Source organism: Hartmannibacter diazotrophicus, assembly GCF_900231165.1.
Lineage (GTDB): Bacteria > Pseudomonadota > Alphaproteobacteria > Rhizobiales > Pleomorphomonadaceae > Hartmannibacter > Hartmannibacter diazotrophicus.
The window spans coordinates 5,031,462-5,055,065 of sequence record NZ_LT960614.1; the positions used below are offsets into that span (position 1 = coordinate 5,031,462).

General features: G+C 64.7%; 21 protein-coding genes and 1 pseudogene. 9 read left to right on the plus strand and 13 right to left on the minus strand.

What is annotated here, in order from left to right; all coding sequences use genetic code 11:
* Nucleotides 1–9 precede the first annotated feature (9 nt).
* Nucleotides 10–1,437: a mannose-1-phosphate guanylyltransferase/mannose-6-phosphate isomerase gene (locus tag HDIA_RS23220; protein ID WP_425432911.1), complete on the plus strand. Its 1,428-nt coding sequence runs from the start codon at nt 10–12 to the stop codon at nt 1,435–1,437.
* Between the two features lie 93 nt (nt 1,438–1,530).
* Here the strand turns inward: HDIA_RS23220 and HDIA_RS23225 are convergent, their stop codons facing one another.
* The 9 genes from HDIA_RS23225 to chvE form a co-directional block, all read right to left on the minus strand.
* Nucleotides 1,531–2,382, minus strand: a complete 852-nt coding sequence (locus HDIA_RS23225) for an SMP-30/gluconolactonase/LRE family protein (protein WP_099558381.1) — start codon at nt 2,380–2,382, stop codon at nt 1,531–1,533.
* Nucleotides 2,379–3,002 carry a 2-dehydro-3-deoxy-6-phosphogalactonate aldolase gene (locus tag HDIA_RS23230; protein WP_099558383.1) on the minus strand — a complete coding sequence of 208 codons (624 nt, stop codon included), beginning with the start codon at nt 3,000–3,002 and terminating at the stop codon, nt 2,379–2,381. Before HDIA_RS23230 ends, HDIA_RS23225 begins: the two co-directional genes overlap by 4 nt.
* Nucleotides 2,999–3,922, minus strand: coding sequence for a 2-dehydro-3-deoxygalactonokinase (locus tag HDIA_RS23235; RefSeq protein ID WP_099558385.1), 924 nt, complete (start codon nt 3,920–3,922; stop codon nt 2,999–3,001). Before HDIA_RS23235 ends, HDIA_RS23230 begins: the two co-directional genes overlap by 4 nt.
* A 21-nt stretch (nt 3,923–3,943) precedes the next feature.
* Nucleotides 3,944–5,470, minus strand: coding sequence for an aldehyde dehydrogenase (NADP(+)) (locus tag HDIA_RS23240; protein ID WP_099558387.1), 1,527 nt, complete (start codon nt 5,468–5,470; stop codon nt 3,944–3,946).
* Nucleotides 5,471–5,526: 56 nt separating this feature from the next.
* Nucleotides 5,527–6,465 carry a Gfo/Idh/MocA family protein gene (locus HDIA_RS23245; protein ID WP_425432912.1) on the minus strand — a complete coding sequence of 313 codons (939 nt, stop codon included), beginning with the start codon at nt 6,463–6,465 and terminating at the stop codon, nt 5,527–5,529.
* A 12-nt stretch (nt 6,466–6,477) separates the two neighbouring features.
* Entirely contained in the window at nt 6,478–8,223 is a 1,746-nt protein-coding gene (gene araD / locus HDIA_RS23250; RefSeq protein ID WP_099559116.1) for an L-arabinonate dehydratase, read from the minus strand.
* A 138-nt stretch (nt 8,224–8,361) separates the two neighbouring features.
* Nucleotides 8,362–9,579: a multiple monosaccharide ABC transporter permease gene (gene mmsB / locus HDIA_RS23255; RefSeq protein WP_099558388.1), complete on the minus strand. Its 1,218-nt coding sequence runs from the start codon at nt 9,577–9,579 to the stop codon at nt 8,362–8,364.
* Between the two features lie 14 nt (nt 9,580–9,593).
* Entirely contained in the window at nt 9,594–11,114 is a 1,521-nt protein-coding gene (gene mmsA / locus HDIA_RS23260; RefSeq protein WP_281259968.1) for a multiple monosaccharide ABC transporter ATP-binding protein, read from the minus strand.
* Nucleotides 11,115–11,292: 178 nt separating this feature from the next.
* Nucleotides 11,293–12,360, minus strand: a complete 1,068-nt coding sequence (gene chvE, locus HDIA_RS23265; RefSeq protein ID WP_099558390.1) for a multiple monosaccharide ABC transporter substrate-binding protein — start codon at nt 12,358–12,360, stop codon at nt 11,293–11,295.
* Between the two features lie 173 nt (nt 12,361–12,533).
* Between chvE and HDIA_RS23270 the strand changes: the two genes are divergently transcribed.
* Nucleotides 12,534–13,472, plus strand: a complete 939-nt coding sequence (locus HDIA_RS23270; RefSeq protein WP_099558392.1) for a LysR family transcriptional regulator — start codon at nt 12,534–12,536, stop codon at nt 13,470–13,472.
* 217 nt (nt 13,473–13,689) lie between these two features.
* Here HDIA_RS23270 and HDIA_RS23275 read toward each other — a convergent pair whose 3' ends face one another.
* The gene (locus HDIA_RS23275) at nt 13,690–14,151 is read right to left on the minus strand and encodes a cyclic nucleotide-binding domain-containing protein (protein ID WP_099558394.1); all 462 of its coding nucleotides are present in this window, start codon (nt 14,149–14,151) and stop codon (nt 13,690–13,692) included.
* 320 nt (nt 14,152–14,471) lie between these two features.
* Nucleotides 14,472–15,155, minus strand: coding sequence for a response regulator transcription factor (locus HDIA_RS23280; protein WP_099558395.1), 684 nt, complete (start codon nt 15,153–15,155; stop codon nt 14,472–14,474).
* A 104-nt stretch (nt 15,156–15,259) separates the two neighbouring features.
* On the opposite strand from HDIA_RS23280, the gene HDIA_RS23285 reads away from it, so the two are divergent.
* The 4 genes and pseudogenes from HDIA_RS23285 to HDIA_RS23300 all read left to right on the plus strand — a co-directional run.
* Nucleotides 15,260–15,832 carry a L,D-transpeptidase family protein gene (locus HDIA_RS23285; protein ID WP_099558396.1) on the plus strand — a complete coding sequence of 191 codons (573 nt, stop codon included), beginning with the start codon at nt 15,260–15,262 and terminating at the stop codon, nt 15,830–15,832.
* The gene (locus HDIA_RS23290; protein ID WP_099558397.1) at nt 15,829–16,539 is read left to right on the plus strand and encodes an SDR family NAD(P)-dependent oxidoreductase; all 711 of its coding nucleotides are present in this window, start codon (nt 15,829–15,831) and stop codon (nt 16,537–16,539) included. The genes HDIA_RS23285 and HDIA_RS23290 overlap by 4 nt, the downstream gene beginning before the upstream one ends.
* Entirely contained in the window at nt 16,533–16,757 is a 225-nt protein-coding gene (locus tag HDIA_RS23295; protein ID WP_099558398.1) for a cryptochrome/photolyase family protein, read from the plus strand. The genes HDIA_RS23290 and HDIA_RS23295 overlap by 7 nt, the downstream gene beginning before the upstream one ends.
* Nucleotides 16,758–16,793: 36 nt before the next feature.
* A pseudogene (locus HDIA_RS23300) lies at nt 16,794–17,201 on the plus strand (cryptochrome/photolyase family protein); the annotation flags it as partial.
* A gap of 7 nt (nt 17,202–17,208) precedes the next feature.
* Here HDIA_RS23300 and HDIA_RS23305 read toward each other — a convergent pair.
* A complete protein-coding gene (locus HDIA_RS23305) occupies nt 17,209–17,853 on the minus strand; it encodes a YggS family pyridoxal phosphate-dependent enzyme (protein ID WP_425432966.1) in 645 nt (214 codons plus the stop codon).
* 258 nt (nt 17,854–18,111) lie between these two features.
* On the opposite strand from HDIA_RS23305, the gene leuS reads away from it, so the two are divergent.
* The 3 genes from leuS to holA all read left to right on the plus strand — a co-directional run bounded on the left by leuS (nt 18,112) and on the right by holA (nt 22,367).
* Nucleotides 18,112–20,733, plus strand: a complete 2,622-nt coding sequence (leuS, locus tag HDIA_RS23310) for a leucine--tRNA ligase (protein WP_099558400.1) — start codon at nt 18,112–18,114, stop codon at nt 20,731–20,733.
* Nucleotides 20,720–21,277, plus strand: coding sequence for a hypothetical protein (locus HDIA_RS23315; protein WP_099558401.1), 558 nt, complete (start codon nt 20,720–20,722; stop codon nt 21,275–21,277). Before leuS ends, HDIA_RS23315 begins: the two co-directional genes overlap by 14 nt.
* Nucleotides 21,278–21,341: 64 nt before the next feature.
* The gene (gene holA, locus HDIA_RS23320) at nt 21,342–22,367 is read left to right on the plus strand and encodes a DNA polymerase III subunit delta (protein WP_099558402.1); all 1,026 of its coding nucleotides are present in this window, start codon (nt 21,342–21,344) and stop codon (nt 22,365–22,367) included.
* 341 nt (nt 22,368–22,708) lie between these two features.
* Here holA and HDIA_RS23325 read toward each other — a convergent pair whose 3' ends face one another.
* Nucleotides 22,709–23,599 carry a ParB/RepB/Spo0J family partition protein gene (locus HDIA_RS23325; protein ID WP_099558403.1) on the minus strand — a complete coding sequence of 297 codons (891 nt, stop codon included), beginning with the start codon at nt 23,597–23,599 and terminating at the stop codon, nt 22,709–22,711.
* Nucleotides 23,600–23,604 lie beyond the last annotated feature (5 nt).

A 23,604-nucleotide genomic window follows, 5' to 3' on the forward strand; every position in this document is an offset into this window, starting at 1 on the left:
GGATCGATCTTGATGTCCGCAGATGAGCGCATTGTTCCCGTCCTCCTTGCCGGAGGCTCCGGTTCCCGGCTGTGGCCGGTCTCGCGGGACGACATGCCCAAGCAGTTTCAGCCGCTGACCGGAGAGCTGTCGTCCTATCAGGAGACCTGCAAGCGGGTCAGCGACAAGCAGCTCTTTGCCGAGCCGCTGGTGATCACCAACGAGACCTTCCGCTTCTTCGCCCGGCGTCAGGCCGAAAGCGTCGGCACGAAGCCGCTTGTGGTGCTGGAGCCCGCCCGCCGCGACAGTGCCGCGGCCGTGGCTGCGGCCGCCGTTCTCGCCGAGCGCCAGAACCCCGGCGGTCTCGTGCTCGCGCTTGCCGCCGACCATATCGTCCTCGACAACGATCTTTTCCTTGCCGCCGTCAGCCGCGGCGCGGAGGCCGCCCGCAAGGGCCGGATCGTCGTCTTCGGCCTCACACCGACGGAGCCGCGCACCAGCTTCGGCTATATCTCGCCCGGCAAGCCGCTCTACGGACACGACGACCTGTTCGAGGTCGCCAAATTCGTCGAGAAGCCCGATCACGGGACGGCCATGGGCTACGTGAAGGACGGCTATCTCTGGAATTCAGGCAATTTCCTGTTCCGCTCGGACGTGATGATCGCCGAGTTCCAGAAGAACGCCCCGGAAATCCTGAAGGCCGTGACCGCGGCCGTTGACAACGGCGCCGAGGATCTCGGCTTCCTGCGGCTCGAAAAGACCGCGTTCGAGCAGTCTCCCGCGATCTCGATCGACTATGCCGTCATCGAGAAGGCCTCGTCCATCGCCGTCGTCGCCGGCAAGTTCCGCTGGTCCGACATCGGCTCCTGGGATGCGATCTGGGAGGTCACGCCCCGTGACGAGGCCGACAACGCCGTCCTCGGCGCGGCGCTGCTCATGGACACCCGTGGCTCGCTCGTCCAGTCCCAGGACCGGCTCACCACCGTGATCGGCATGGAGGACGTCATCGTCATCTCCACCGAGGACGCGGTCATGGTCGCGCCGAAGGCCCAGGCCCAGAAGGTGAAGGGCCTCGTCGAATCGCTCAAGGACGCCGGCCACCGCGAGGCGAGCCTGCATCCGGGCGAACATCGTCCCTGGGGCTCGTTCAAGACGCTGGCCAACGGTGAGCGCTATCACGTCAAGCGCATCACCGTGAACCCCGGCGGCATTCTCTCGCTGCAGAAGCATTTCCACCGTGCCGAGCACTGGATCGTCGTCAAGGGCACGGCCGAAGTCACCTGCGGCGAGGACATCAAGATCGTGCACGAGAACGAGTCGGTGTACCTGCCGCTCGGCGTCGTCCACCGCCTCGCCAACCCCGGCAAGATTCCGCTGGAGGTGATCGAGGTGCAGACGGGATCCTACTTCGGCGAAGACGATATCGTCCGCCTCGAAGACATCTACAGCCGCAAGTAATCGCTTTGAAAACAAGCGTGGTCGAATGAGGAAAGCCGGCGGATCATCTCCGCCGGCTTTCCCGTCTCTGGCTTTCGAAATGACAGTCCGGGGTCAGAGCGACACCCGAGGCTCCGGCAGGCCGACGGCATCGGCCTCAAGGATGAAGGTTTTGCCTGCGTCCGGCTCGCTCTCGCCAACATCGATGCTGGCCGAGGTGACGTAGAGCGTCGCAAGTCCCTCGCCGCCGAATGCCGGACAAGTCGTGCGCGAGGCCGGCAGGTCATAGGTTTTGAGAAAGACGCTGTCCGGGCTGTAGCACGCGACGCGCCCTGAGCCCCACTGGGCATTCCACAGCCGGCCGTCCGCGTCGACCACCGCACCGTCCGGTATGGGACCGTCCGCACCGAAGTTGATGAAGATCTCCGGCTCGCCGCTCGGCCAGCCCGTCTTCTGGTCCAACGGCAGGCGCCAGATCGTCCGTTCGGGCGAATCGGCGAAATAGGCGTGGCGGCCGTCCGGCGAGAAGCAGATCGCATTCGACACCGTCACCGACGGCACGACCCGGCGAAGCTCGCCCCTGTAGAAGCGGTAGATCGCGCCAGCCCCGGCCTCCTCGGCCTTGCCCATGGTTCCGATCCAGAAGCCGCCATAGGGGTCCGCGCGACCATCGTTGGACCGCGTGACCGGGTTGTCCGCCTCCAGCGCGCAAAGGGTCTGGTTCGCACCGGTTTCCAGATCGAAGACGGACAGCGCCCGCTCGCTGGCGACAAGCAGCCGGTCGCGATCGATCCAGCCGGCGGCCGACACCATGTCGTCGAAGAGCCATCGCCGGGTGTTGCCGCCCTCGCGCGAATAGAGTGTCCGGTTCAGGATATCGAACCAGAAGAGCTGGCCGCGCTCGGGATGCCAGAGCGGCCCCTCGCCGAGGGTGCAGACGGTCTCGTCAAAGATCCGGGCGGTCATGCGGCAGCTCCGGTCTCCGACACGGCCCGGTCAAAGGCCTCGACGACGGTTCTTGCCGCCTTGGCGACGTCGGCGGCGGATTTGCCCGGCTTGTAGAGCGCCGAGCCGATGCCGAAACCGTCGGCGCTCGCCTCGATCCAGGCCCGGAAATTGTCGGGTCCGACGCCCCCCACCATCACGACCTCGGTCTTCGGCGGCAGGACGGCGCGGATCGCGACAAGGCCGTCGATCCCCATCAGGAAGGACGGAAAGACCTTGAGCCCATCGGCGCCGGCCGCCAGGGCCGAAAAACATTCGCTCGGCGTTAGAACGCCCGGATAGGAATGCAGGCCGAGTTCGCCGGTGGCCTTGATCACCTCGGTATCGCAGTTCGGCGAGACAACGAGGCGGCCTCCCGCATTCGCCACCCGGCCAACCTCCTCGACCGTGATCACGGTGCCAGCGCCGATCAGCGCATCCGCGCCGAAGGCATGCGCGAGTTTCTCCACGCTCCTGAACGGCTCCGGCGAATTGAGCGGCACCTCGATGCGCGAGATGCCGGCCTCCAGCAGCGCGCCCCCGACGCCTTCGACCTCGTCGGGCGTGATGCCGCGCAGGATGGCAATCAGGTTTCGGCTCATCGTTTGTCTCCCTGATAGGCCCGATAGGCCGCAAAAAGGCCGGCGAGCGTCACCTGCACCGTATCGACCGCCCTGGACTCGACGCCGAGATGGCGCAGGGCGTCGACGGTAAAGGCGCCAAGCCCCACCGTCCCGATCACGACAACGGGCAGACCTTGCCAGAAGGCGCGCATCGCCGCGAGTTCCGCGCCGACCATTCGGCCGATGAGCCGCGAGCGCGAAACGGCCGCCCGGTCGCTGTTGAGAAGGGCGCTCGCCCGGATGGAGAAAAGCTGGGCGAGCAGCGACCCCGGATCGGCCAGCATCTCGTCGAGCGCGGCCCTGAAAGCGGCATCGTCCCAGTCGCCAAAGGTGCCGGCCGAATGGCGCAACACGGAGCGGTTCGACAGGAGATCGATCATCTCCCCGGTCATGGCGGTGCGGAACCGCTCCACCCGCCCGTCGCGCACGCCGACCCACTTGGTATGCGTCCCCGGCAGGCAAAGGGTTCCCTCAAATCCCGGATCGCCCGCAAGATATCCGGCGATCTGGGTCTCCTCGCCGCGCATCACGTCAGGCGGGTCCGCCTGCGAAAGACCGGGAAGAATCATGACCTCAAGCCGCGAATCGCGCACCGGCGCCCGGATCATGCGGTCGACGGAGGACGGCGGACAGGGCACCGCGCTGTAGGGCGCCTCGATCCAGCCTTGGCGCGCGCCGACCATGCCGCAGGCCATGACCGGCATGACACGATCCTGGGAAAGCCAGGGCCAGACGAGTTCCAGAAGCGCTTGTTCGAACTCGTCCCGGGCAAGGGTTCCCATGCCCTTTGTCGATCTCTTGTCGGCAAGAACCTGCCCCGCCTCGTCCATCGCATAGACGCGCAGGTTGCTCGTGCCCCAGTCGGCGGCGATCCAGGCGATGTTTTCGTCCTGCGACATCAGCGGGCTCCCGCGAGGGCCTCAGCCCTCGCTGAATTCGACCGGAAGCAGCGCTTCGGGCAGGTCCTGATAGGCGACCGGCCGCAGGAACCGCCGGATCGCCAGCGATCCGACCGACGTCGAGGAGACGCTGGTCGAGGCCGGATAGGGTCCGCCGTGCATCATCGCATGGCTCACCTCGACGCCCGTCGGAAAGCCATTGGCGAGGATGCGCCCGGCCTTGCGCTCCAGCACCGGCATCAGCCGCTTGGCCAGCGGCGTATCGCCAGCGTCCATGTGCAGCGTTGCCGTCAGCTGGCCTTCCAGACCATGCGCCGCACGCAGCATCTCGTCGGCGTCCCGCATGCGCACGAGGATGCCGAGCGGCCCGAAGACCTCGTGATGCAGCTCCGGATTGGCGAACCACTGCTCGCTTGAGGTCACGAAGAGATCGGGGCCCGTGTTCCGCCCACCGTCTTCCGAGCTCACCAAAGACTTGACGCCCCGGGCCTTGCAGACCCGGTCGCGTCCGCCGCGATAGGCAGAGGCAATCCCGTCCGTCAGCATCGGCTGGTCCGAGACGTCCTTCAGAGCCGCAGAGGCGGTCGTCTCGAACGTGTCGGCGTCCGGACCGTCGAGACAGAAGACCACGGCCGGATTGGTGCAGAACTGGCCGACGCCCATGGTCAGCGAGCCGGTCCATTTCTTGGCGATCTCGGCAGCCCTTGCCGCCATTGCCTCCGGCAGCATGAACTGCGGATTGACCGAGCCGAGCTCACCGAAGAAGGGAATCGGATCGGGCCGCGACTGCGCCAGATCGAACAGCGCCCGCCCGCCGCCGAGCGAGCCGGTGAAGCCGACCGCGCGGATCAGCGGATGCGTGACGAGGGCCTCGCCGGCCTCGCGCGTGTTCGACTGGATCAGCGAGAAGACACCCGGATCGAGCCCCTCGGCGCGGATCGCCTCGAAGATCGCCTCGGCGACGATTTCACCCGTTCCGGGATGCGCCGGATGACCCTTGACGACCACCGGGCAGCCGGCGGCAAGCGCGGAGGCCGTGTCGCCGCCGGCCGTGGAGAAGGCCAGCGGGAAATTCGAAGCCCCGAAGACCGCGACGGGTCCGATCGGGCGCTGCACCAGCTTGATGCCCGGCTTCGGCAGCGGCTGACGGTCCGGATTGGCCGGATCGTCGCGCCGGTCGAGATAGTCGCCGGCAAGGATGCAGTTGGCAAAGAAGCGCAACTGCCCGGTCGTGCGTCCGCGCTCGCCTTCGAGGCGCGCCGTCGGCAACCCGGTCTCGGCATGGGCGATCTCGGTGATCGCTGCGCCGCGGGCCTCGATCTCGTCCGCGATGCGGTTGAGGAAGGCCGCCCGCGCCTTGCGGCTCGAATAGCCGTAGCTCCAGAACGCCGCCTCGGCGGCGACCACCGCGCGATCGACCTCCGCGGCCGTACCACTCGGATAGCTCGTCGCTTCGCCAACGACCGGCAACGACAGGAAGGCCTCGCCTCCGCTCGTCCAGTCCCCGGCAATGAGATGCTTTCCACGCGGCCGGAAATGTTCGGTCATGGCTCTTTCCTCTTTTCTGGAAGGCAGCAACGGCAGAAGCAACGCGCCGTCGGGTCCTATTCGTGAAACGGTTCCACGGCGACACGCCGGCCAAGCAGGCAGGCATCGGCGACGAGCCGCAACGGACGCATGTCCATGTCGCTCTCACCGGCCTCGATCAGGTCGGCAAACCGCTTGTAGATACCGTCATATTCGGCTTCGGGTTCGTCCGAAACAACCTTGCCGTCGACGGCCATCGTCTTGCCGCCGCCGGTAAGCGACATCAGGCCACCGTCGGTTTCGGCGGCGATTTCCCAGGTCTGCGGACCCTCCTGGCGCCAGTCGAAATCCGCATCAATCTCGTAACCGCCGCCGGCAATGCCCATGGTCATGGTCACGCCGATCGGCGTCGCCGCGTTCTCTGGCACCTCGAGGCGGGCCGCCCGCAGGAGCGCCTCGTCCGGCAGGATCTCGGTGAGGATCGAAAGTGCGTTGATGCCCGGATCGAAGACGCCGAAGCCGGCGGGCTCCCAGACCCAGCCCTGACCCGGGTGCCAGCGCCGGACATCCTCGCGCCAGGTGATCGTCACCTTGCGGATCGCCCGATCCGCCAGAAAGGCTTTCGCCGGCTGGACGGCGGGTGCGAAACGCGAATGCCAGGTTGCGAAGATGGTGACGCCCTTCTCGCGTGCAAGATCGGCGAGCACATCCGTCTCGCCAAGCGTCGCGCCCGGCGGCTTTTCCAGAAGCACATGGCACCCCGCTTCAAGCGCCGTGATGGCGGCGGCAAAGCGCGGCTCCGGCGGCAGGCAGAGTGCCACCGCCTTCACATCGGGCCTTGCCGCAAGGCAGGCCTCGATGTCGGTGAAGTTCTGGACGCCGTCCACCTCGGCGTTCCGGCTCACCGCCGCCCTGAGCGCGAAGGCGGGCGTGCGGGAGATCGACGGCAGGTGCTGGTCCCGGGCGATCTTGCCGACGCCGACGATGGCGAGCGGAATGGGCGAATCCATGGTCATCGCAGGCATCCGTCAGTGCGAATCGCGGGGGATCGGCGCACCGCGGCACCCCTTCAGGAAGTCGAAGTCCGCACCCGTGTCCGCGCCCTGGACATGCTCATGGAAGAGCCGCGCATATCCGCCGGAGGGCGGCGCGACCGCCGATGTCCATTCCGCGCGCCGCTGCGCCAGCTCCTCGTCGGAAACGTCGAGATGCAGGCGCCGCGCCGCAACGTCGAGCTCGATCATGTCGCCGGTCCGCACGAGCGCCAGCGGGCCGCCGACCGCCGCTTCCGGCGAGGTGTGCAGCACGACGGTGCCATAGGCGGTGCCGGACATGCGGGCGTCGGAAATCCGCACCATGTCGGTGATGCCCTTGCGCAGCACCTTCGGCGGCAGGCCCATGTTGCCGACTTCCGGCATGCCGGGATAACCGCGCGGGCCGCAGTTCTTCATCACCATCACGCAGGTCTCGTCAATGTCGAGGTTCTCGTCCTCGATCCGCGCCTTGTAGTCGTCGATATCCTCGAAGACGACGGCCCGGCCGCGATGCTTCATCAGGTGCGGCGAGGCGGCAGACGGCTTCAGCACGGCTCCGTTCGGGGCAAGGTTGCCGCGCAGGACCGCGATGCCGCCCTGCTGCGTCAGCGCCTTCTCGACCGGACGGATCACGTCCTCGTTCCAGTTGCGAACGTCCTTCACCTCGTCCCACATCGGACCGCCGGAGACGGTGAGCGCGTCCTTGTGCAGCTTGCCTGCCTCTCCGAGCATGCGGATCACCACCGGCAGGCCGCCGGCATAGAAGAACTCTTCCATCAGGTACTTGCCCGACGGCATCAGGTTCACGATCGTCGGGATATCCCGGCCCATCCGGTCCCAGTCGTCGAGGCTGAAGTCGATACCGACACGGCCGGCGATGGCGAGAAGATGGATCACCGCGTTGGTCGAGCCGCCGATGGCGCCATTGACGCGGATCGCATTCTCGAAGGCCTGCTTGGTGAGGATGTCGGACGGCTTCAGGTCGTCCTTGACCATCTGCACGATCCGCCGGCCGGTCAGATGCGCCATCACGCGGCGCCGGCTGTCGACGGCCGGAATTGCCGCGTTGCCGGAAAGCGCCATGCCGAGCGCCTCGGACATCGAGGCCATGGTGCTCGCCGTGCCCATCGTGTTGCAGGAGCCCGGCGAGCGGCTCATGGCGGCCTCGGCATCGAGGAAATCCTCGCGCGTCATCTCGCCGGCCTTGATCGCCTCGGACATCTGCCAAAGAGCCGTGCCCGAGCCGACCCGCTCGCCCCGGAACCAGCCGTTGAGCATCGGTCCGCCGGAGACAAGAATCGAGGGGATGTCCGTGCTGGCGGCGCCCATCAGCAACGCCGGCGTGGTCTTGTCGCAGCCGGCAAGCAGCACGACGCCATCGATCGGATTGGCGCGCAGCGCCTCCTCCACGTCCATGGCCGCAAGGTTGCGATACATCATCGCCGTCGGGCGCAGGGCGCTCTCGCCGGTGGAGAAGACCGGGAATTCCACCGGCAGGCCGCCGGCTTCGTAGATGCCGTGCTTCACCCGCTGGGCGAGGTCGCGCAGATGCGCATTGCAGGGCGTCAGCTCCGACCAGGTGTTGCAGATGCCGATCACCGGGCGTCCGTCGAAGAGATCGGCGGGCAGGCCCTGATTCTTCATCCACGAGCGATGATAGATGTGGTCCCGGGAGGTCCCGCCGAACCACTCCTGCGAACGCAGTTTGCGGGGCCACGCGGCGGGTTTGAATGCGGACATGATCTTGCTCACCTGCACTGGAATGCGGAGCGGCGCGTGCCGTCCACGATTGCCCTTTGTCGAATGAGACCCCGACAGGGCGGGTTGGGGCCTGAAAACTCCCGGCGATCCGGAAGGAAACCGTTTTGCGTCTGACCCTTAGGTTGACTTGGTCTTGTTGTAGACGTCGAAGATGACGGCCGCCAGCAGCACGAGACCCTTGATCACCTGCTGATAGTCGATGCCGATGCCCATGATCGACATGCCGTTGTTCATGACGCCCATGATCAGCGCGCCGATGACCGCGCCGGTGATCTTGCCGACGCCGCCGGACATCGAGGCGCCGCCGATGAAGACGGCCGCGATGACGTCGAGTTCGAGACCAACGCCGGCCTTCGGCTGCGCCGAGTTGAGCCGGGCGGCGATGATCATGCCCGCGAGCGCGGCGAGCAGACCCATGTTGGCGAAGGTGAAGAAGGTCAGCCGCTCGGTGTTGATGCCGGAGAGCTTGGCCGCCTTTTCGTTGCCGCCGACGGCATAGATGCGTCGGCCGAGCGTCGTGGAGTTGGTCAGGAACATGTAGATCGCCATCAGGACGCCCATGGAGATCAGCACGTTCGGCAGGCCACGGAAGGTTGCGAGCAGCCAGGCGACATAGAGAATGGCGACCGTCACGATGGCGTTCTTGACGATGAAGAACTGGAACGGCTCGTCCTCGATGCCGTAACGCACCCTGCGCGCCCGCGACCGCATCGCCATGACCAGCAGCGTGCCGGCGACGACGACGCCCGCCACGACAGCGGTGATGTTCAGCCGCTTGATGCCCAGCGCCTCGCGCACGAAGTCGAAGATATCCGGCACGAAGCCGTTCGAGATTGCCTGGAACTCGCGCGGAAACGGTCCGACCGACTGGCCGTCCAGCAGCCAGATCATCAGGCCGCGGAAGACCAGCATGCCGGCGAGCGTCACGATGAAGGAGGGAATGCGCCAGTAGGCGATCCAGTAGCCCTGCGCCGCGCCGATCAGCGCGCCAACCGCAAGGCAGATCGGAACCGCCAGCAGCGTCGGCACATGCCAGTCGACCATGAGCACGGCCGCGACCGCGCCGATGAAGCCCGCGACCAGACCGACCGACAGGTCGATGTGCCCGCAGACGATCACCAGCAGCATGCCGAGCGCCATCACGATGATGTAGCTGTTCTGGAGGAAGAGGTTGGTGAGGTTCACCGGCTTCATCAGCGTGCCGTCGGTGACGATCTGGAAGAAGACCATGATGGCGACGAGCGCGGCAAGCATGCCGTATTCGCGCAGATGGGTCTTGAGATAAGCCCCGACCGACTTTTTCTCGGTGGCGACGGCCGTGTTCGTGGCGTCCATGTTTGTTGTCTCCCTCACGCCTTCACGATCATCGACATGATCTTTTCCTGGCTCGCCTCATGGGCGGCAAGCTCACCGGCGAAGGTTCCTTCGTTCATGACGTAGATGCGGTCGCACATGCCGAGCAGCTCGGGCATCTCCGAGGAGATGACGATCACGCCCCGGCCCTGCGCCGCCAGATCGTTGATGATGCTGTAGATTTCGAATTTCGCGCCGACATCGATGCCGCGCGTCGGCTCGTCCAGGATCAGCACCTGCGGATCGGTGAACAGCCATTTGGCGAGCACGACCTTCTGCTGGTTGCCGCCGGAAAGATTCATCACCTTCTGGAACACGCTGGGGGTGCGCACGCCGAGCGCCCGGCGGTAATCCTCCGAGACATGCCGTTCCGCCGTGGCATCGATCACGCCCCTGTTCGACACGCCGTCGAGATTGGCGAGCGTCGTATTCTTCAGGATCGTTTCCTCAAGGATGAGGCCGAGCTCCTTGCGGTCCTCGGTGACATAGGCAAGGCCGTTCTGCACCGCCCGGTTCACCGTCGAGGTGTCGATCGGCTTTCCGCCGAGCTTCACGGTGCCGGAGATGTTGCGGCCATAGCTCTTGCCGAAGAGGCTCATGGCCAATTCGGTGCGGCCGGACCCCATGAGCCCGGCGATGCCGACCACCTCGCCTTTGCGCACGTGGAAGCCGATGTCGCGGATGACCTGACGGTCGGAATGTTCCGCGTGCCAGACGTTCCATCCCTCGACTTCAAACAGAATGTCGCCGATCTGCGGATTGCGCTGCGGGTAGCGGTGCGCCATGTCGCGGCCGACCATGTCGCGGATGATCCGCTCCTCGCTGACCTCGCTGCCCTCCGCATCGAGGGTGGCGACCGTATGGCCGTCGCGCAGTACGGTGATCGAGTCGGCAACGCGGCTCACTTCATTGAGCTTGTGGGAAATCAGGATCGAGGTGATCCCCTGCTCCTGGAATTCGAGCAGGAGGTCGAGCAGCTTCTGGCTGTCGTTTTCCTGCAGCGCCGCGGTCGGCTCGTCGAGGATGAGCAGCTTCACTTCCTTGGAAAGCGCCTTGGCGATCTCCACCAGCTGCTGCTTGCCGACGCCGAGCGTGTCCACCTGCTGCTGCGGGCTTTCCTTCAGGCCCACCTTCTTCAAGAGCATCTCGGCCCGGGAATAGGTTTCCGGCCAGTCGATGACACCACTGGAGGCGATCTCGTTGCCGAGGAAGATGTTCTCCGCGATGGAGAGCAGGGGGACGAGCGCCAGTTCCTGATGGATGATGATGATGCCGACACGCTCGCTGTCGCGAATGCCGGAAAAGGCGGCGGGCTTGCCCTCGAACAGAATCTCGCCGTCGTAGGAGCCGTGCGGATAGACGCCGCTGAGCACCTTCATCAGCGTCGATTTTCCAGCGCCGTTCTCGCCGACAAGCGCATGGATCTCGCCGCGCTTCACCTTGAGATTGACATCGTCCAGCGCCTTCACACCGGGGAAGGTCTTGGTGATGCCGCGCATCTCCAGAATCGTGTCCACGATCTCGTCACTCCGCCGGGTCCGCTAACGCCGCATCTGGGCGTCGCTCCGGGCTTATTGCATCGCCAGTCCGGCGAACACCACGCCGGCGACCTGCGCGGCCGGTCATGGCGATCGGGCGGCGCGGGCCAGTGGCGGACCGCCGGAAGGCCGGCGATCCGCGATTTGAAGAAGACGCTTACTTGATCTGGTCTTCGGTGTAGTAGCCCGATCCGACCAGCACCTTCTCAAGGTTGCTGGCATCAACCGCCACCGGCTCCAGAAGGTAGGACGGAACCACCTTGACCCCGTTGTCGTAGGTCTTGGTGTCGTTGATCTCCGGCGTTCCATCCGACAGCAGCGCGTTGACCATGCCGACGGTGACGCGGGCGAGCTCGCGGGTGTCCTTGAAGATCGTCGAATACTGCTCGCCGGCAAGGATCGACTTGACCGAACGCAGCTCGGCGTCCTGTCCGGTGACGATCGGCATCTTCATGTCGCCGGAGCCGTAGCCGACGCCCTTGAGCGAGGACAGGATACCAATCGACAGGCCGTCATAGGGCGAGAGCACGCCGTTGACCTGCTTGTCCGTGTAGTAGGCCGACAGCAGGTTGTCCATGCGGGCCTGGGCGACCGCACCATCCCAGCGCAGCGTGCCGACCTTGTCCATGCCCATCTGGCCGGACACGATGGCGACATCGCCGGAATCGATCATCGGCTGCAGCACCGACATCGCGCCGTTGTAGAAGAAGAAGGCGTTGTTGTCGTCCGGCGAGCCGCCGAAGAGCTCCACGTTCCAGGGCTTGCTGTCGGGGAAGCGCTCCTTCAGGCCGTTGACCAGCGAGGTCGCCTGCTGGACGCCGACCTTGAAGTTGTCGAAGGTGGCGTAATAGTCGACATTCGCGCTCTCGCGGATCAGCCGGTCATAGGCGATCACCTTGATGTCCGCCGCGGCGGCGTTTTCCAGCGCGTTGGTCAGCGTCGTGCCGTCGATCGCGGCGATCACGAGCACATTCGCGCCCTTGGTGATCATGTTCTCGATCTGCGCCAGCTGGTTCGGGATGTCGTCCTCGGCATATTGCAGGTCGGTGTCATAGCCCGCAGCCTTGAACTGCTCGACCATCGAATTGCCGTCCGAAATCCAGCGGGCAGACGACTTGGTGGGCATCGCGATACCGACAAGGCCCTTGCTGGCGGCAAGTGCTGGCGTCGCGAGGAACGACGCGCCAAGCGCCAGGGCGGCGCAGATCGATACGAATTTCTTCATAGTATCCTCCCTCGGGACCGAAAGCGGTTTCAACCTTCTTGGCGAAATTTTTGGCTTTCCTGCCCGGATCATAATGTGGATCGGGCGATCCGAGGGCACTCTAGAAAGGTGAAACATACCATTCAAATGCCATTTTATGGATTTAGATATATCACCTATGATATGATGTGCGAATGCTCACGGATTCCGCGCTCCATCTGAAATTCAATCATTTTCGGCTGATTTCGGCCATTTCCGCGCACGGGCAACTCAGCCCCGCCGCCGAAACGCTGGGCATGACCCAACCGGCCGCCTCACGCATGCTTTCGGAAATCGAGCGGATCGTCGGCGTTCCGCTCTTCGAGCGCCATGCCAAGGGCATGATCCCGACGGAACTCGGCGGCCTGCTGGCCGAGCGCGCCCGCAACCTGTTGCGTGACCTGCGCGAGACGGCGCAGGAGGTCGACGACTTCAAGGCCGGGATTGCCGGCCGGGTCCGCGTCGGCGCGGTGACGGGTGGCGCCGTCGGCTATCTTGTCCCGGCCATTCACCGCCTGAAGCGATATGCGCCCAATGTCGATATCTATGTCGATGTCGCCCCCAGCGAAGCGCTGATCCGGGCCCTCCTGGCCGACGGCCTCGACTTCGTCCTCGGCCGCATTCCCCCGCAGTTCGACGCCCGCGACTTCCGCGTTGCCCTTGCCCGCAGCGAGAAGGTCGATCTGATGGTGAGGCGCGATCATCCGATGGCCAATGCCACGAACATTTCGATCCGCGACCTCCAAAGCTACGAATGGGTGATGCAGGCCACCGGCGCGCCGCTTCGTCAGGCCGTCGAGCGGCTCTTTCTCGACAACAACGCCGAAATTCCGGATCGGATCGTCAACACCACGTCACTCGTGGTGATGATCGCGATGCTCGCTTCCTCCGACGCCATCTCACCGGTGGCGCGCGAGGTCTCGCAGCTGCTCTGCGGACTGCAGACCAATCTCGGCCTGACGACCCTGTCGATCGCCCATGACATCGTGATCTCGCCCTACTACATGCTGTCGATGCGCTACCGCCAGCTTTCGCCGCTCGCGCTGCGCCTGCACGACTTCGTCCGCGACGAACTCAACGGCCCACCGCGCTGACTGGCGAACCGCCATCCCGATCCTGCTTTTTCCATCGCAATGTCACAAAATCGATAGGCCGCATCGCTACAGTGCCCGCGCGCTTCGGTGACTCGGAGCGCGCAACATAGTTATTTGATATTATTAGTTATTTTGCGTTGCGAGGTCCGGAGTAGCACCGGTCCACCGGCGTTGTTCCGGCCTCGCGGTTTATACGGCCCTTCCGTTGCCGAAAGGCCTAGTCGTCAAGATCGTCAAGGCGCCGCCGCACCGGATCCAGCGCCTCGGAAAGCTCCACGAGCTTTGCCGCGAAATGCGGCCGGAGCCGCGCCGCCGTGTCCGGATATTCCTCGAGCATGCGGCGAAAGAGATTGCGGCGAATGCGGATGATCTCGCAATCGCCCCGGGCGACAGCCCGCGACAGGCGCTCGCCCGTCACGATCAGCGACCGCTCGTCGATCATCCGTCCGCTGCCGCAGACCTCCAGCAGGTGATTGGCCCGAAAGGGAGAATAAAGCGCGATTTCGCCCGAAACGATCACATAAGCCGAATCGGCCGTATCGCCCGCCTCGAACAGGACCTGGCCATCCTCGAGCCGCAGGCTTTCGGCGGAAAAGGCAAGGAGCCGCAAACGCTCCGCGCCGAATTCCGCAAGCAGCGGAACCCTGCCGAGAAGACTGACATCCGACTCAAGGCTCATTCACATCTTCCCGCCCGCATCGGACCTCAACGGACGTTTCGCCCCGTCCACGCGATTTCGCAGCATGACCGGGAGCAACTGCCTTTCGATCGGAGGAGTACACACCCTCGAAAGGTCTTCGACCCGACGCACGCCCGCTCGATCGGTCACGGACCAGGGGTCCGGTCAACCACGATCGATGCCTCGCAGGAACGATTGGCAAAAAACGTCCCCTCGCGCAAGCGTGCACCGCCTGCCCATGCGCAAACAGCATGGCCAGGTCTCAGGCGATCTGAAGGACGTTCGGTCAATGACGGCAAGAATTCGGCCGTGTTCAGCCCTTAGGGAACGAGCTTGTAGCCACCGCCCTCGGTCACCAGAAGCTGGGCATTGGACGGGTCCCGCTCGATCTTCTGGCGCAGCCGGTAGATATGCGTCTCAAGCGTATGCGTCGTGATCCCGGCATTATAGCCCCACACCTCGTGCAGGAGCACCTCACGGGTGATCACCTTCTCGCCGGCACGGAAAAGGAACTTCAGGATCGACGTCTCTTTTTCCGTCAGCCGGATCTTCGATCCCTTGCCGTCGACAAGCAGCTTGGCGCTCGGCCGGAAGGTATAAGGTCCGATGGTGAAGACCGCCTCTTCCGACTGCTCGTGCTGGCGCAACTGGGAGCGGAGACGGGCCAGCAGCACCGCGAACTTGAACGGCTTCGTCACATAATCGTTCGCACCCGCCTCAAGTCCGAGGATGGTGTCGGAATCCGAATCGTGCCCTGTGAGCATGATGACGGGGGCCGCGAATCCGCCCTTGCGCAGAAGCTTGACCGCCTCGCGTCCGTCCATGTCGGGCAGCCCGACGTCCATCAGCACCAGATCGATGTGACCGCCGCGCGCCACCTGGACCGCCTTGGTCGCATTCTCCGCCTCTACGGGCTCGAACTCCTCATAGAGGGAGAGCTGCTCGACCAGTGCTTCGCGAAGGTCGTCGTCATCGTCGGCAATCAATATTTTGCGGGCGGTCATGATGGCACCTGGGTTGAAAATCTCTGGCCGCGATCGGACCCTGATCGCATTCTTGTGATAGGGAGAAGAGACCACTCTTTGGGAAGTGAGGCAAGGGAGCCACGATGAGGCTTTCGCGATCAGGCGGCGGTCAAAGCTCGCGATTTCGTGATCACGCGCCGGACCTGACAGTACACCTGATTTCAGCGAGCCGCACGGCCGGTCGACTGGCTGGCGCCGGATTCGACCTTCGTTGCGCGATTGGCCGCGCCGGCATCACTGCCCGCAAGCGCGAGGGAGACGGTGCAAGCCCCGCAGGCCGCTTCGCCATCCTTGGCGGCTATTACCGGGCCGACCGGATCGGACGACCTGAGACCGCGCTGCCGCTGCGGCCGATCCGGTCGCAAGACGGCTGGTGCGACGCGCCGGGCGATCGCAACTACAACAGACCCGTCCGCCTGCCCTATGCTGCCTCGCATGAAAGGCTCTGGCGCGACGATCATCTCTACGACATCGTCCTCGTTCTCGACGCCAACCTCACCCGGCGCCGGCGCGGCCGCGGCAGTGCGATCTTCTTTCATCTCGCCCGTTCGGGTTATGCGCCGACCGAAGGCTGCGTTGCCGTCAGCCTCGCGGATATGAAAAAGCTGCTGGCAAAAATCCGACCGGGATCCGCTATCGTATTTCCCTTGCGATGACGACAATCACTTCACTTGGGTCCAGGTTCACGGCATTGGTGATCGGCGCCTCCGGCGGAATTGGCAGTGCCGTAGCCGAACAACTCGAGGCGGACCCGAACTGCGCCCGCGTCATTCGCCTGTCGCGGAGGACGACGCCCGATTTCGACCTCGAAGACGAAGGCGCCATCGCCGGGGCGGCGGCCACGATCGCCGAAACCACGCCTCGTCTCGACCTCGTATTCAACGCGACAGGCGCCCTGTTCATCCACGATGTCGGTCCGGAAAAGACAATCCGCGCCCTCGACCCGCAGGCAATGGCGCAGCAGTTCGCGATCAACGCCATTGGGCCCGCCCTGCTGATCAAGCATTTCTCGCCGCTCCTGCCGAAAAACCACCGTTCGCTCTTTGGCTCGATCACCGCCCGCGTCGGGTCCATTGGCGACAACCGTCTCGGCGGCTGGATCTCCTATCGCGCCGCCAAGGCCGCCCAGAACCAGATCGTCCGCACGGCAGCGATTGAACTGGCACGCACGCGCCCGCTGGCGGTCCTCGCGGCCCTGCATCCCGGAACGGTGGCGACCTCCCTCTCCGACCCCTTCGCAGCGGGCCATGACCGCCTGTCGCCGGAAAAATCCGCCGCGATGATGCTGGCCGTGCTTGACGGCCTGGCGCCGGATCGGAGCGGCGGCTTCTTCGCCTATGACGGAAGCCGGATCGAATGGTGACGGACGGACGCTCCCTTGTCCTCATTCTTGTCCTCATTCTCGGCGACCAGCTTTCGCCGGCGATTGCCAGCCTCTCCGTCGCCGACAAGTCCCGCGACGTGGTCCTGATGTGCGAGGTCGCCGAGGAGACAACCTACGTCCGCCACCACAAACAGAAGATCGCCTTTGTCCTCTCGGCCATGCGCCATTTCGCCGGCGAGTTGCGCGATCTTGGATGACAGGTCGACTGCGTCACGCTCGACGATCCGCAGAACACCGGCAGCTTTGCCCTTCTCGCGGGCATCGATCCGGCAAAGGTCCACGACTGGTATCTGTCGATCTACATCGATGCCTTCGAGTGGGTGGAGCTTCCCAACACGCTCGGCATGAGCCAATACGCCGACGGCGGTCTTCTGGGCTCAAAACCCTATGCGGCCAGCGGCGCCTACATCAACCGCATGTCGGATTGTTGCACGGGATGCCGCTATGACGTGAAGCAGCGCACCGGTCCCGATGCCTGTCCCTTCAATGCGCTTTACTGGGATTTTATGGCCCGAAACGGGAAGACGCTGCGCGGCAATGCCTGGCTGAGGCAGATCTATGCCACCTGGGACCGGATGACGCCGGACGACCAAGAGGCCCTGCGCACGAGCGCCGCCACGTTTCTCAAGTCGCTCGACTGACCGCCCCTCAGGCAGGATAGTCGCGATGGCCGAAAATGGCGCTGCCGACCCGCACATGCGTTGCGCCCTGACCGATGGCGATCTCGAAATCCGACGACATGCCCATCGACCGCCAGGCGACCTGTGCCTCGTCGGCAAGCTGGTCGAGCAGCGCGAAATGCGGCGCGGGATTTTCGTCGACCGGCGGAATGCACATCAGCCCCTCGATCTTGAGGCCGTGTTCCTTCCGGCAGCGCTCCACGAAGGCGACCGCCTCCAGCGGCGAAATACCTGCCTTCTGGTCTTCCTCGCCGGTGTTGACCTGCACCAGCAATTTCGGATGCCGACCCTGGCTCTCGATTTCCTTGGCGAGTGCCGCCGCGATCTTGTCCCGGTCCACCGTGTGGATGACGTCGAAGAGCATCACCGCCTCCTTCGCCTTGTTCGACTGCAGCGGCCCGATCAGATGCAGTTCGATGTCCGGCGTCTCCTCCCGCAGGATCGGCCATTTCGCCATCGCCTCCTGCACCCGGTTCTCGCCGAAGACGCGCTGGCCGGCCTCGATGACGGGGCGGATATCCTCGATCGGAAACGTCTTGGAAACGGCGACGAGCGTCACGCTGGCCGGATCGCGCTTGGCCGCCTTGGCGGCCTCCTCGATGCGACGGCGAATATCCGCAAGGCGTTCGGGGGCTCCGCTCAACGGTCGTCTCCTTTTTCTGGCAGGGGCCGGTCGGGAATCACGTGCCTTGCTGAGGTCGAACGCCGCAAGGTCTTTGTCAAGCATTCGCCGCCTTCGTCCGGTGCTCTATCCTCTTGTCTGTTGACCATTGTTGACATTTCTGGTGAAGGTCGCAGGGCAAAATGCCGGGCCGACGACCCTGGCCCTCCCAAGACTGACATCCTGAACAGAACGGCGATCTGAAGAGACATGGCATCCGAGCGTTACAATGCCCGCCCGACGGAGGCCCGCTGGCAGGCGGCCTGGGCCGCGGCGAATGTGTTCGAGACGAAGAACGACGACCCGCGCCCGAAATACTACGTGCTCGAGATGTTCCCCTATCCCTCGGGCCGCATCCACATGGGCCACGTGCGCAACTATGCGATGGGCGATGTGGTGGCCCGCTACAAGCGCGCCAGGGGCTTCAACGTCCTTCACCCGATGGGCTGGGACGCCTTCGGCATGCCGGCCGAGAACGCGGCCATGCAGAACAAGGTCCATCCCAAGGGCTGGACCTATTCCAACATCGCCACCATGCGCGATCAGCTGAAATCCATGGGCCTGTCGCTCGACTGGTCGCGCGAGTTCGCGACCTGCGACGTGGCGTATTATTCCCGCCAGCAGCGCCTCTTCCTCGACTTCCTGGAAAAGGGCCTCGTCGCCCGCAAGAAGTCCAAGGTCAATTGGGATCCGGTGGACATGACCGTGCTCGCCAACGAGCAGGTCATCGACGGCCGCGGCTGGCGCTCCGGCGCGCTCGTCGAGCAGCGCGAGCTCGTCCAGTGGTTCTTCAAGATCTCCGATTTCTCCGACGAACTGCTCGCCGCCCTCGATACCCTCGACCGCTGGCCGGAAAAGGTGCGCACGATGCAGCGCAACTGGATCGGCCGCTCCGAGGGCCTGCGCGTGCGCTTCCCCGTGGAAGGCGCGGTGCCGGACGGGCATGACTTCGTCGAGGTCTTCACCACGCGGCCCGATACGCTCTTCGGCATGAGCTTCCTGGCGCTGTCGCCGGATCATCCGCTGACGACCGAGCTCTGCAAGGCCTCCCCCGAGCTTGCCGCCTTCGTCGAGGAATGCCACCGCATGGGCACCTCGGTCGCAGCGCTCGAGACCGCCGAGAAGAAGGGCTTCGACACGGGGCTGACCGTGAAGCATCCCTTCATGGACAAAGCCTTCCCGGTCTATGTCGCCAATTTCGTGCTGATGGACTACGGCACCGGCGCCATCTTCGGCTGTCCGGCCCACGATCAGCGCGACCTCGATTTCGCCCGCAAATACGGTCTCTCCGTCACGCCGGTGGTTCTGCCGGAGGGAGCGGCCCCCGAGGACTTCTCGGTCGGCAACGAGGCCTATGTCGGCGACGGCAGGATCTTCAACTCCGACTTCCTCGACGGCATGGCGGTCGAGGCGGCGAAGGAGGCAGTTGCCAGCCATCTCGAGGCGACCATCCTCGGCCAGCAGCCGCAGGGCGCGCGGCAGGTCAACTATCGCCTGCGCGACTGGGGCATTTCGCGCCAGCGCTACTGGGGCTGTCCGATTCCGGTGATCCACTGCGAGGCCTGCGGCGTCGTGCCGGTGCCGAAAAAGGACCTGCCGGTCGCCCTGCCCGAGGATGTCGACTTCGACCGTCCCGGCAATCCGCTCGACCGTCATCCGACCTGGAAGAACGTCACCTGCCCCGACTGCGGTGCGCCCGCGCGGCGGGAGACCGACACCATGGACACCTTCGTGGACAGTTCCTGGTATTTCGCCCGCTTCACCGCGCCCTGGGCCGACGATCCGACTGAGCCCGAAGCCGCCAATGCCTGGCTTCCGGTCGACCAGTATATCGGCGGCATCGAGCACGCGATCCTGCACCTGCTCTATTCGCGCTTCTTCACCCGCGCGATGAAGGTTGCCGGTCACCTCGATCTCGACGAGCCCTTCAAGGGTCTCTTCACCCAGGGCATGGTGATCCACGAGACCTACAAGACCGCATCGGGCGACTGGGTTTCTCCGGCCGACATCCGCATCGAGGCGGACGACAACGGCCGCCGCGGCTACCTTCTCTCCGACGGGTCCGAGGTGACCATCGGCTCGATCGAGAAGATGTCGAAGTCGAAGAGGAACACCGTCGACCCGACCGAGATCATCGAGAGCTTCGGTGCCGATACCGCACGCTGGTTCATGCTCTCCGATTCTCCGCCCGAGCGTGACGTCGAATGGACCGATCAGGGCGCCCAGGGTGCGTCCCGCTTCCTGCAGCGCGTCTATCGCCTTGCCGGCGAGGCCGCCGACCTGTGTCCGCCCGCCGGCACGCCGATCGGCAAGGATCTCAGCCCGAATGCGCTCGCCATCCGCAAGGCGGCCCACAAGGCGCTGGCCGCCGTGGGCGAAGCCATCGAGGGACTTCGCTTCAACGTCGGCCTTGCCAAGATCTACGAGCTTGTGAACACCCTCGGCTCGGCGCTCGCCAACGATCGCGCCCTCTTCGAGGAGCCGGGCAATGGCGCCGTCCTGCGCGAAGCCTTCGACATCCTCGTTCACCTGATGGCGCCGATGACCCCGCATCTCGCCGAGGAATGCTGGTCCATGCTCGGTCACGAGACCCTGCTGGCCACAAGCTCTTGGCCGGTGGTCGACCCGACTCTCCTGGTGGAGGATGAGATCACTCTCCCCGTCCAGATCAACGGCAAGAAGCGCGCCGACATCACCGTGCCCCGCGATGCGGCCAACGACGATGTCCAGGCGGCCGTGCTTGCCCTCGAAGCCGTCCAGAAGGCCCTCGACGGCAAGACGCCGAAGAAGGTGATCGTCGTGCCGCAAAGGATCGTCAATGTCGTCGCTTGAGCGCACCCTCTTCACCCGGCGCTCCGTCGTCCTGGGCCTCGCCCTTGGCGCCGCCGCGCTCGCTGGCGGCTGTCAGGTTCGTCCGCTTTATGCCGATGTGTCCGGAACAGGCGCTTCGACCGACGACGACATGCGCTCGATCCGCGTCAAGTTCGACCGTCCGGACGACAACGACGAAACCCGGGTGCTCCAGCGGATCCGCAACGAACTCATCTTCGCCTTCACCGGCGGCGGTGAGCCGGCCGCGCCGAAATACGAACTCAACCTGCTCCTGTCGCAGCGCGAGGCGGAAATCGGCATCCAGAAATTCGAGGACGTTCCGACGACCCGGCTCGTCTCCTTCGTCGCGACCTTCACGCTCAGCGATCTTGCGAAACAGGAGACCGTGATCAGCGCGACCAGCTTCGCCAACGCGTCCTACGATTTCTCCTCGCAGCGCTTTGCCAACATCCGCGCCAAGCGCGATGCCGAGGACCGCGCGGCAACGGCGATCGCCAACAACATCCGCACGCGCGTCGCCGCCGCCCTCGCGTCCAAGAAGTGACGGGCCCGGCTTTCGCCGCCGGACCTGCAGCGATGCAGCCCATGGCCCTCGCAGGAGAGAAGTGATGGTGGCCGCCAAAGCCGCCGACGCGGACAGGATCGCCGCCAGTCCTCCCGCCGGCATTTCGCTCTTTCTGGTCTACGGCCCCGATACCGGCCTTGTCAGCGAACGGTCGGAGAAGATCGCAGCGGCACGATGCGATGCCGCCGATCCCTTTTCCCTCATCCGGCTCGACGGAACGGCCCTCGCCCAGAACGCCAGCCTTCTCGCCGACGAGGCCTATGCCGTTTCCATGTTCGGCGGCAGGCGCACGATCCTTGTCCGCGACGCCGGCGGGCGCACCAACCTCGCGCCGATCATCGCCCCGCTGATCGCGAACCCTCCGCCCGAGACCACCGTCGTCGTGGAAGGCGGCGACCTGAAGAAATCCAACCCGCTGCGTTCGCTCTTCGAAAAGGAGAAGTTGGCCTATGCCATCGCCTGCTATGTCGACGACGAGGCGGCGGTCGGCCGATTGATCGAGGAAGAGACCCATGCCGCCGGGTTGACCATCGAACCCGAAGCCCGGCGGCTTCTCATCTCGCTCCTCGGCGGCGACCGGCTTGCAAGCCGCGGCGAGATCGTCAAGCTCTGCCTCTTCGCCCATGGGAAGGGCCAGATCACCGTGGCGGATGTCGAGGAGGTCACCGGCGATGCCGCCAGCGTGACGCTGGACGAGATTCTCGACGCCACCGCACTCGGCGATCTCGAAACGCTTGTCCAGGCCCTCTCCCGCTCGGAGGCCGAGGGCATTCGGGCCGACGTTCTGGCCGGCGCGGTCCTGCGTCATTTCCAGACGCTCGATCTGGCCCGAAGCGATGTCGACGCCGGCGCCACGGCCCAGGCGGCCGTGTCGTCCATGCGGCCCCCGGTCTTCTTCAAACGTGCGGACAAGATGGCGCGGTCCCTCAACATCTGGAACCAGCCTCGCCTCGCACGCGCCCTCGAACTGCTCTCGGCCGCAGCGCGCGATTGCCGGCTGAATGCGCATCTTGCACCGGAGATCCTCACCCAGACGCTTCTGACCATTGCCCGTGCGGCGCGGCGATAGAACGCTGAGGTAAGTGTCAGATCGGATTGGGATTCAAATCGAGTCCGAATCGATAGCCTATTGAAAAGACTCGTTTTGATTGTGAATCGAGTCTCGGGCACCCAATAGGCTCATTCGGGACGTTTCGAATCCGAATCGAGTCGGCCCCTACGAAGCAGGTCCCGACGGCGGCGCCGGCACTATACTCTCCCCGTAACGTAGGGCTTTCGCCTCCCGCCCACATCTTGGCAAAGGACCAATCGCACTGCTGTCCGAGCCAATACCGCGCCAATCCCACGACACAAAAAAACGGCCGGATCACTCCGGCCGCTTCATTCCTCAAATATCGTTTCTGGATCGACTCAGATCGAGGCGCCCAGCTTGCGCACCACGTGGTCGAGCTGCTCCAGCGTCTTGTATTTGATCTTCAGCTCACCGGACCCGTTCGGCTTGTGGCCGATCACCACCTCGACGCCGAGGAGGTCGGCCAGCTGGCGCTCCAGGGCCCGCGTGTCCGCATCCTTGTCGGGCCGTGGTGCCTTCTCGGCCTTGACCGGCCGACCCGACGCATCCTGAGCCAGCGCTTCCGTCGCGCGCACAGACAGGCCTTCGTCGACGACCTTCTTCGCCAGCATCACTGGGTCCTGTGCCGTGATCAGGGCACGGGCATGGCCAGCCGTCAGCTCGCCCTCATTGATGTAGGTCTTCACCTGGTCCGGCAACTTCATGAGGCGCAGGGTGTTGGCGACGTGACTGCGGCTCTTGGCGATCACGTTGGCAAGATCGGCCTGCGAATAGTCGAACTCCTGGATGAGCTGTTCGTAGCCCATCGCCTCTTCGAGAGGGTTCAGGTCCTGCCGCTGGACGTTCTCGATGATGGCGATCTCCATCGCCTCCCGGTCCGAGACCTCCTGGATCACCACCGGAATTTCATGCACGCCGGCGCGCTGGGCGGCCCGCCAGCGGCGTTCGCCGGCGATCAATTCATAGGCGTTCGGATCGTTCGGCGCCTGACGGACAAGAACCGGCTGGATGACGCCATGCTGCCTGATGGAGGCCGTCAAGTCTTCCAGTTCCGCCTCGCGGAAGATGCGGCGCGGGTTCTTCGGATTGGCGTGGATGAGATCGATCGCGATCTTGCGCGTTCCCCGCGCCCGCTCCACCACCTCGTAATCGTTGCCCGCATCGCCGATCAGCGCCGCGAGGCCGCGTCCAAGACGCCTGCGACCACTGTTGTCATCCGTCATTGCCATTACTG

Coding starts and splice junctions, on each gene's coding strand:
- HDIA_RS23225 (WP_099558381.1), bottom strand. CDS start 2,382: ATGACCGCCCGGATCTTTGACGAGACCGTCTGCACCCTCGGCGAGGGG.
- HDIA_RS23230 (WP_099558383.1), bottom strand. CDS start 3,002: ATGAGCCGAAACCTGATTGCCATCCTGCGCGGCATCACGCCCGACGAG.
- HDIA_RS23235 (WP_099558385.1), bottom strand. CDS start 3,922: ATGTCGCAGGACGAAAACATCGCCTGGATCGCCGCCGACTGGGGCACG.
- HDIA_RS23240 (WP_099558387.1), bottom strand. CDS start 5,470: ATGACCGAACATTTCCGGCCGCGTGGAAAGCATCTCATTGCCGGGGAC.
- HDIA_RS23245 (WP_425432912.1), bottom strand. CDS start 6,465: ATGACCATGGATTCGCCCATTCCGCTCGCCATCGTCGGCGTCGGCAAG.
- araD (WP_099559116.1), bottom strand. CDS start 8,223: ATGTCCGCATTCAAACCCGCCGCGTGGCCCCGCAAACTGCGTTCGCAG.
- mmsB (WP_099558388.1), bottom strand. CDS start 9,579: ATGGACGCCACGAACACGGCCGTCGCCACCGAGAAAAAGTCGGTCGGG.
- chvE (WP_099558390.1), bottom strand. CDS start 12,360: ATGAAGAAATTCGTATCGATCTGCGCCGCCCTGGCGCTTGGCGCGTCG.
- HDIA_RS23270 (WP_099558392.1), top strand. CDS start 12,534: ATGCTCACGGATTCCGCGCTCCATCTGAAATTCAATCATTTTCGGCTG.
- HDIA_RS23275 (WP_099558394.1), bottom strand. CDS start 14,151: ATGAGCCTTGAGTCGGATGTCAGTCTTCTCGGCAGGGTTCCGCTGCTT.
- HDIA_RS23280 (WP_099558395.1), bottom strand. CDS start 15,155: ATGACCGCCCGCAAAATATTGATTGCCGACGATGACGACGACCTTCGC.
- HDIA_RS23285 (WP_099558396.1), top strand. CDS start 15,260: ATGAGGCTTTCGCGATCAGGCGGCGGTCAAAGCTCGCGATTTCGTGAT.
- HDIA_RS23290 (WP_099558397.1), top strand. CDS start 15,829: ATGACGACAATCACTTCACTTGGGTCCAGGTTCACGGCATTGGTGATC.
- HDIA_RS23295 (WP_099558398.1), top strand. CDS start 16,533: ATGGTGACGGACGGACGCTCCCTTGTCCTCATTCTTGTCCTCATTCTC.
- leuS (WP_099558400.1), top strand. CDS start 18,112: ATGGCATCCGAGCGTTACAATGCCCGCCCGACGGAGGCCCGCTGGCAG.
- HDIA_RS23315 (WP_099558401.1), top strand. CDS start 20,720: ATGTCGTCGCTTGAGCGCACCCTCTTCACCCGGCGCTCCGTCGTCCTG.
- holA (WP_099558402.1), top strand. CDS start 21,342: ATGGTGGCCGCCAAAGCCGCCGACGCGGACAGGATCGCCGCCAGTCCT.
- HDIA_RS23325 (WP_099558403.1), bottom strand. CDS start 23,599: ATGGCAATGACGGATGACAACAGTGGTCGCAGGCGTCTTGGACGCGGC.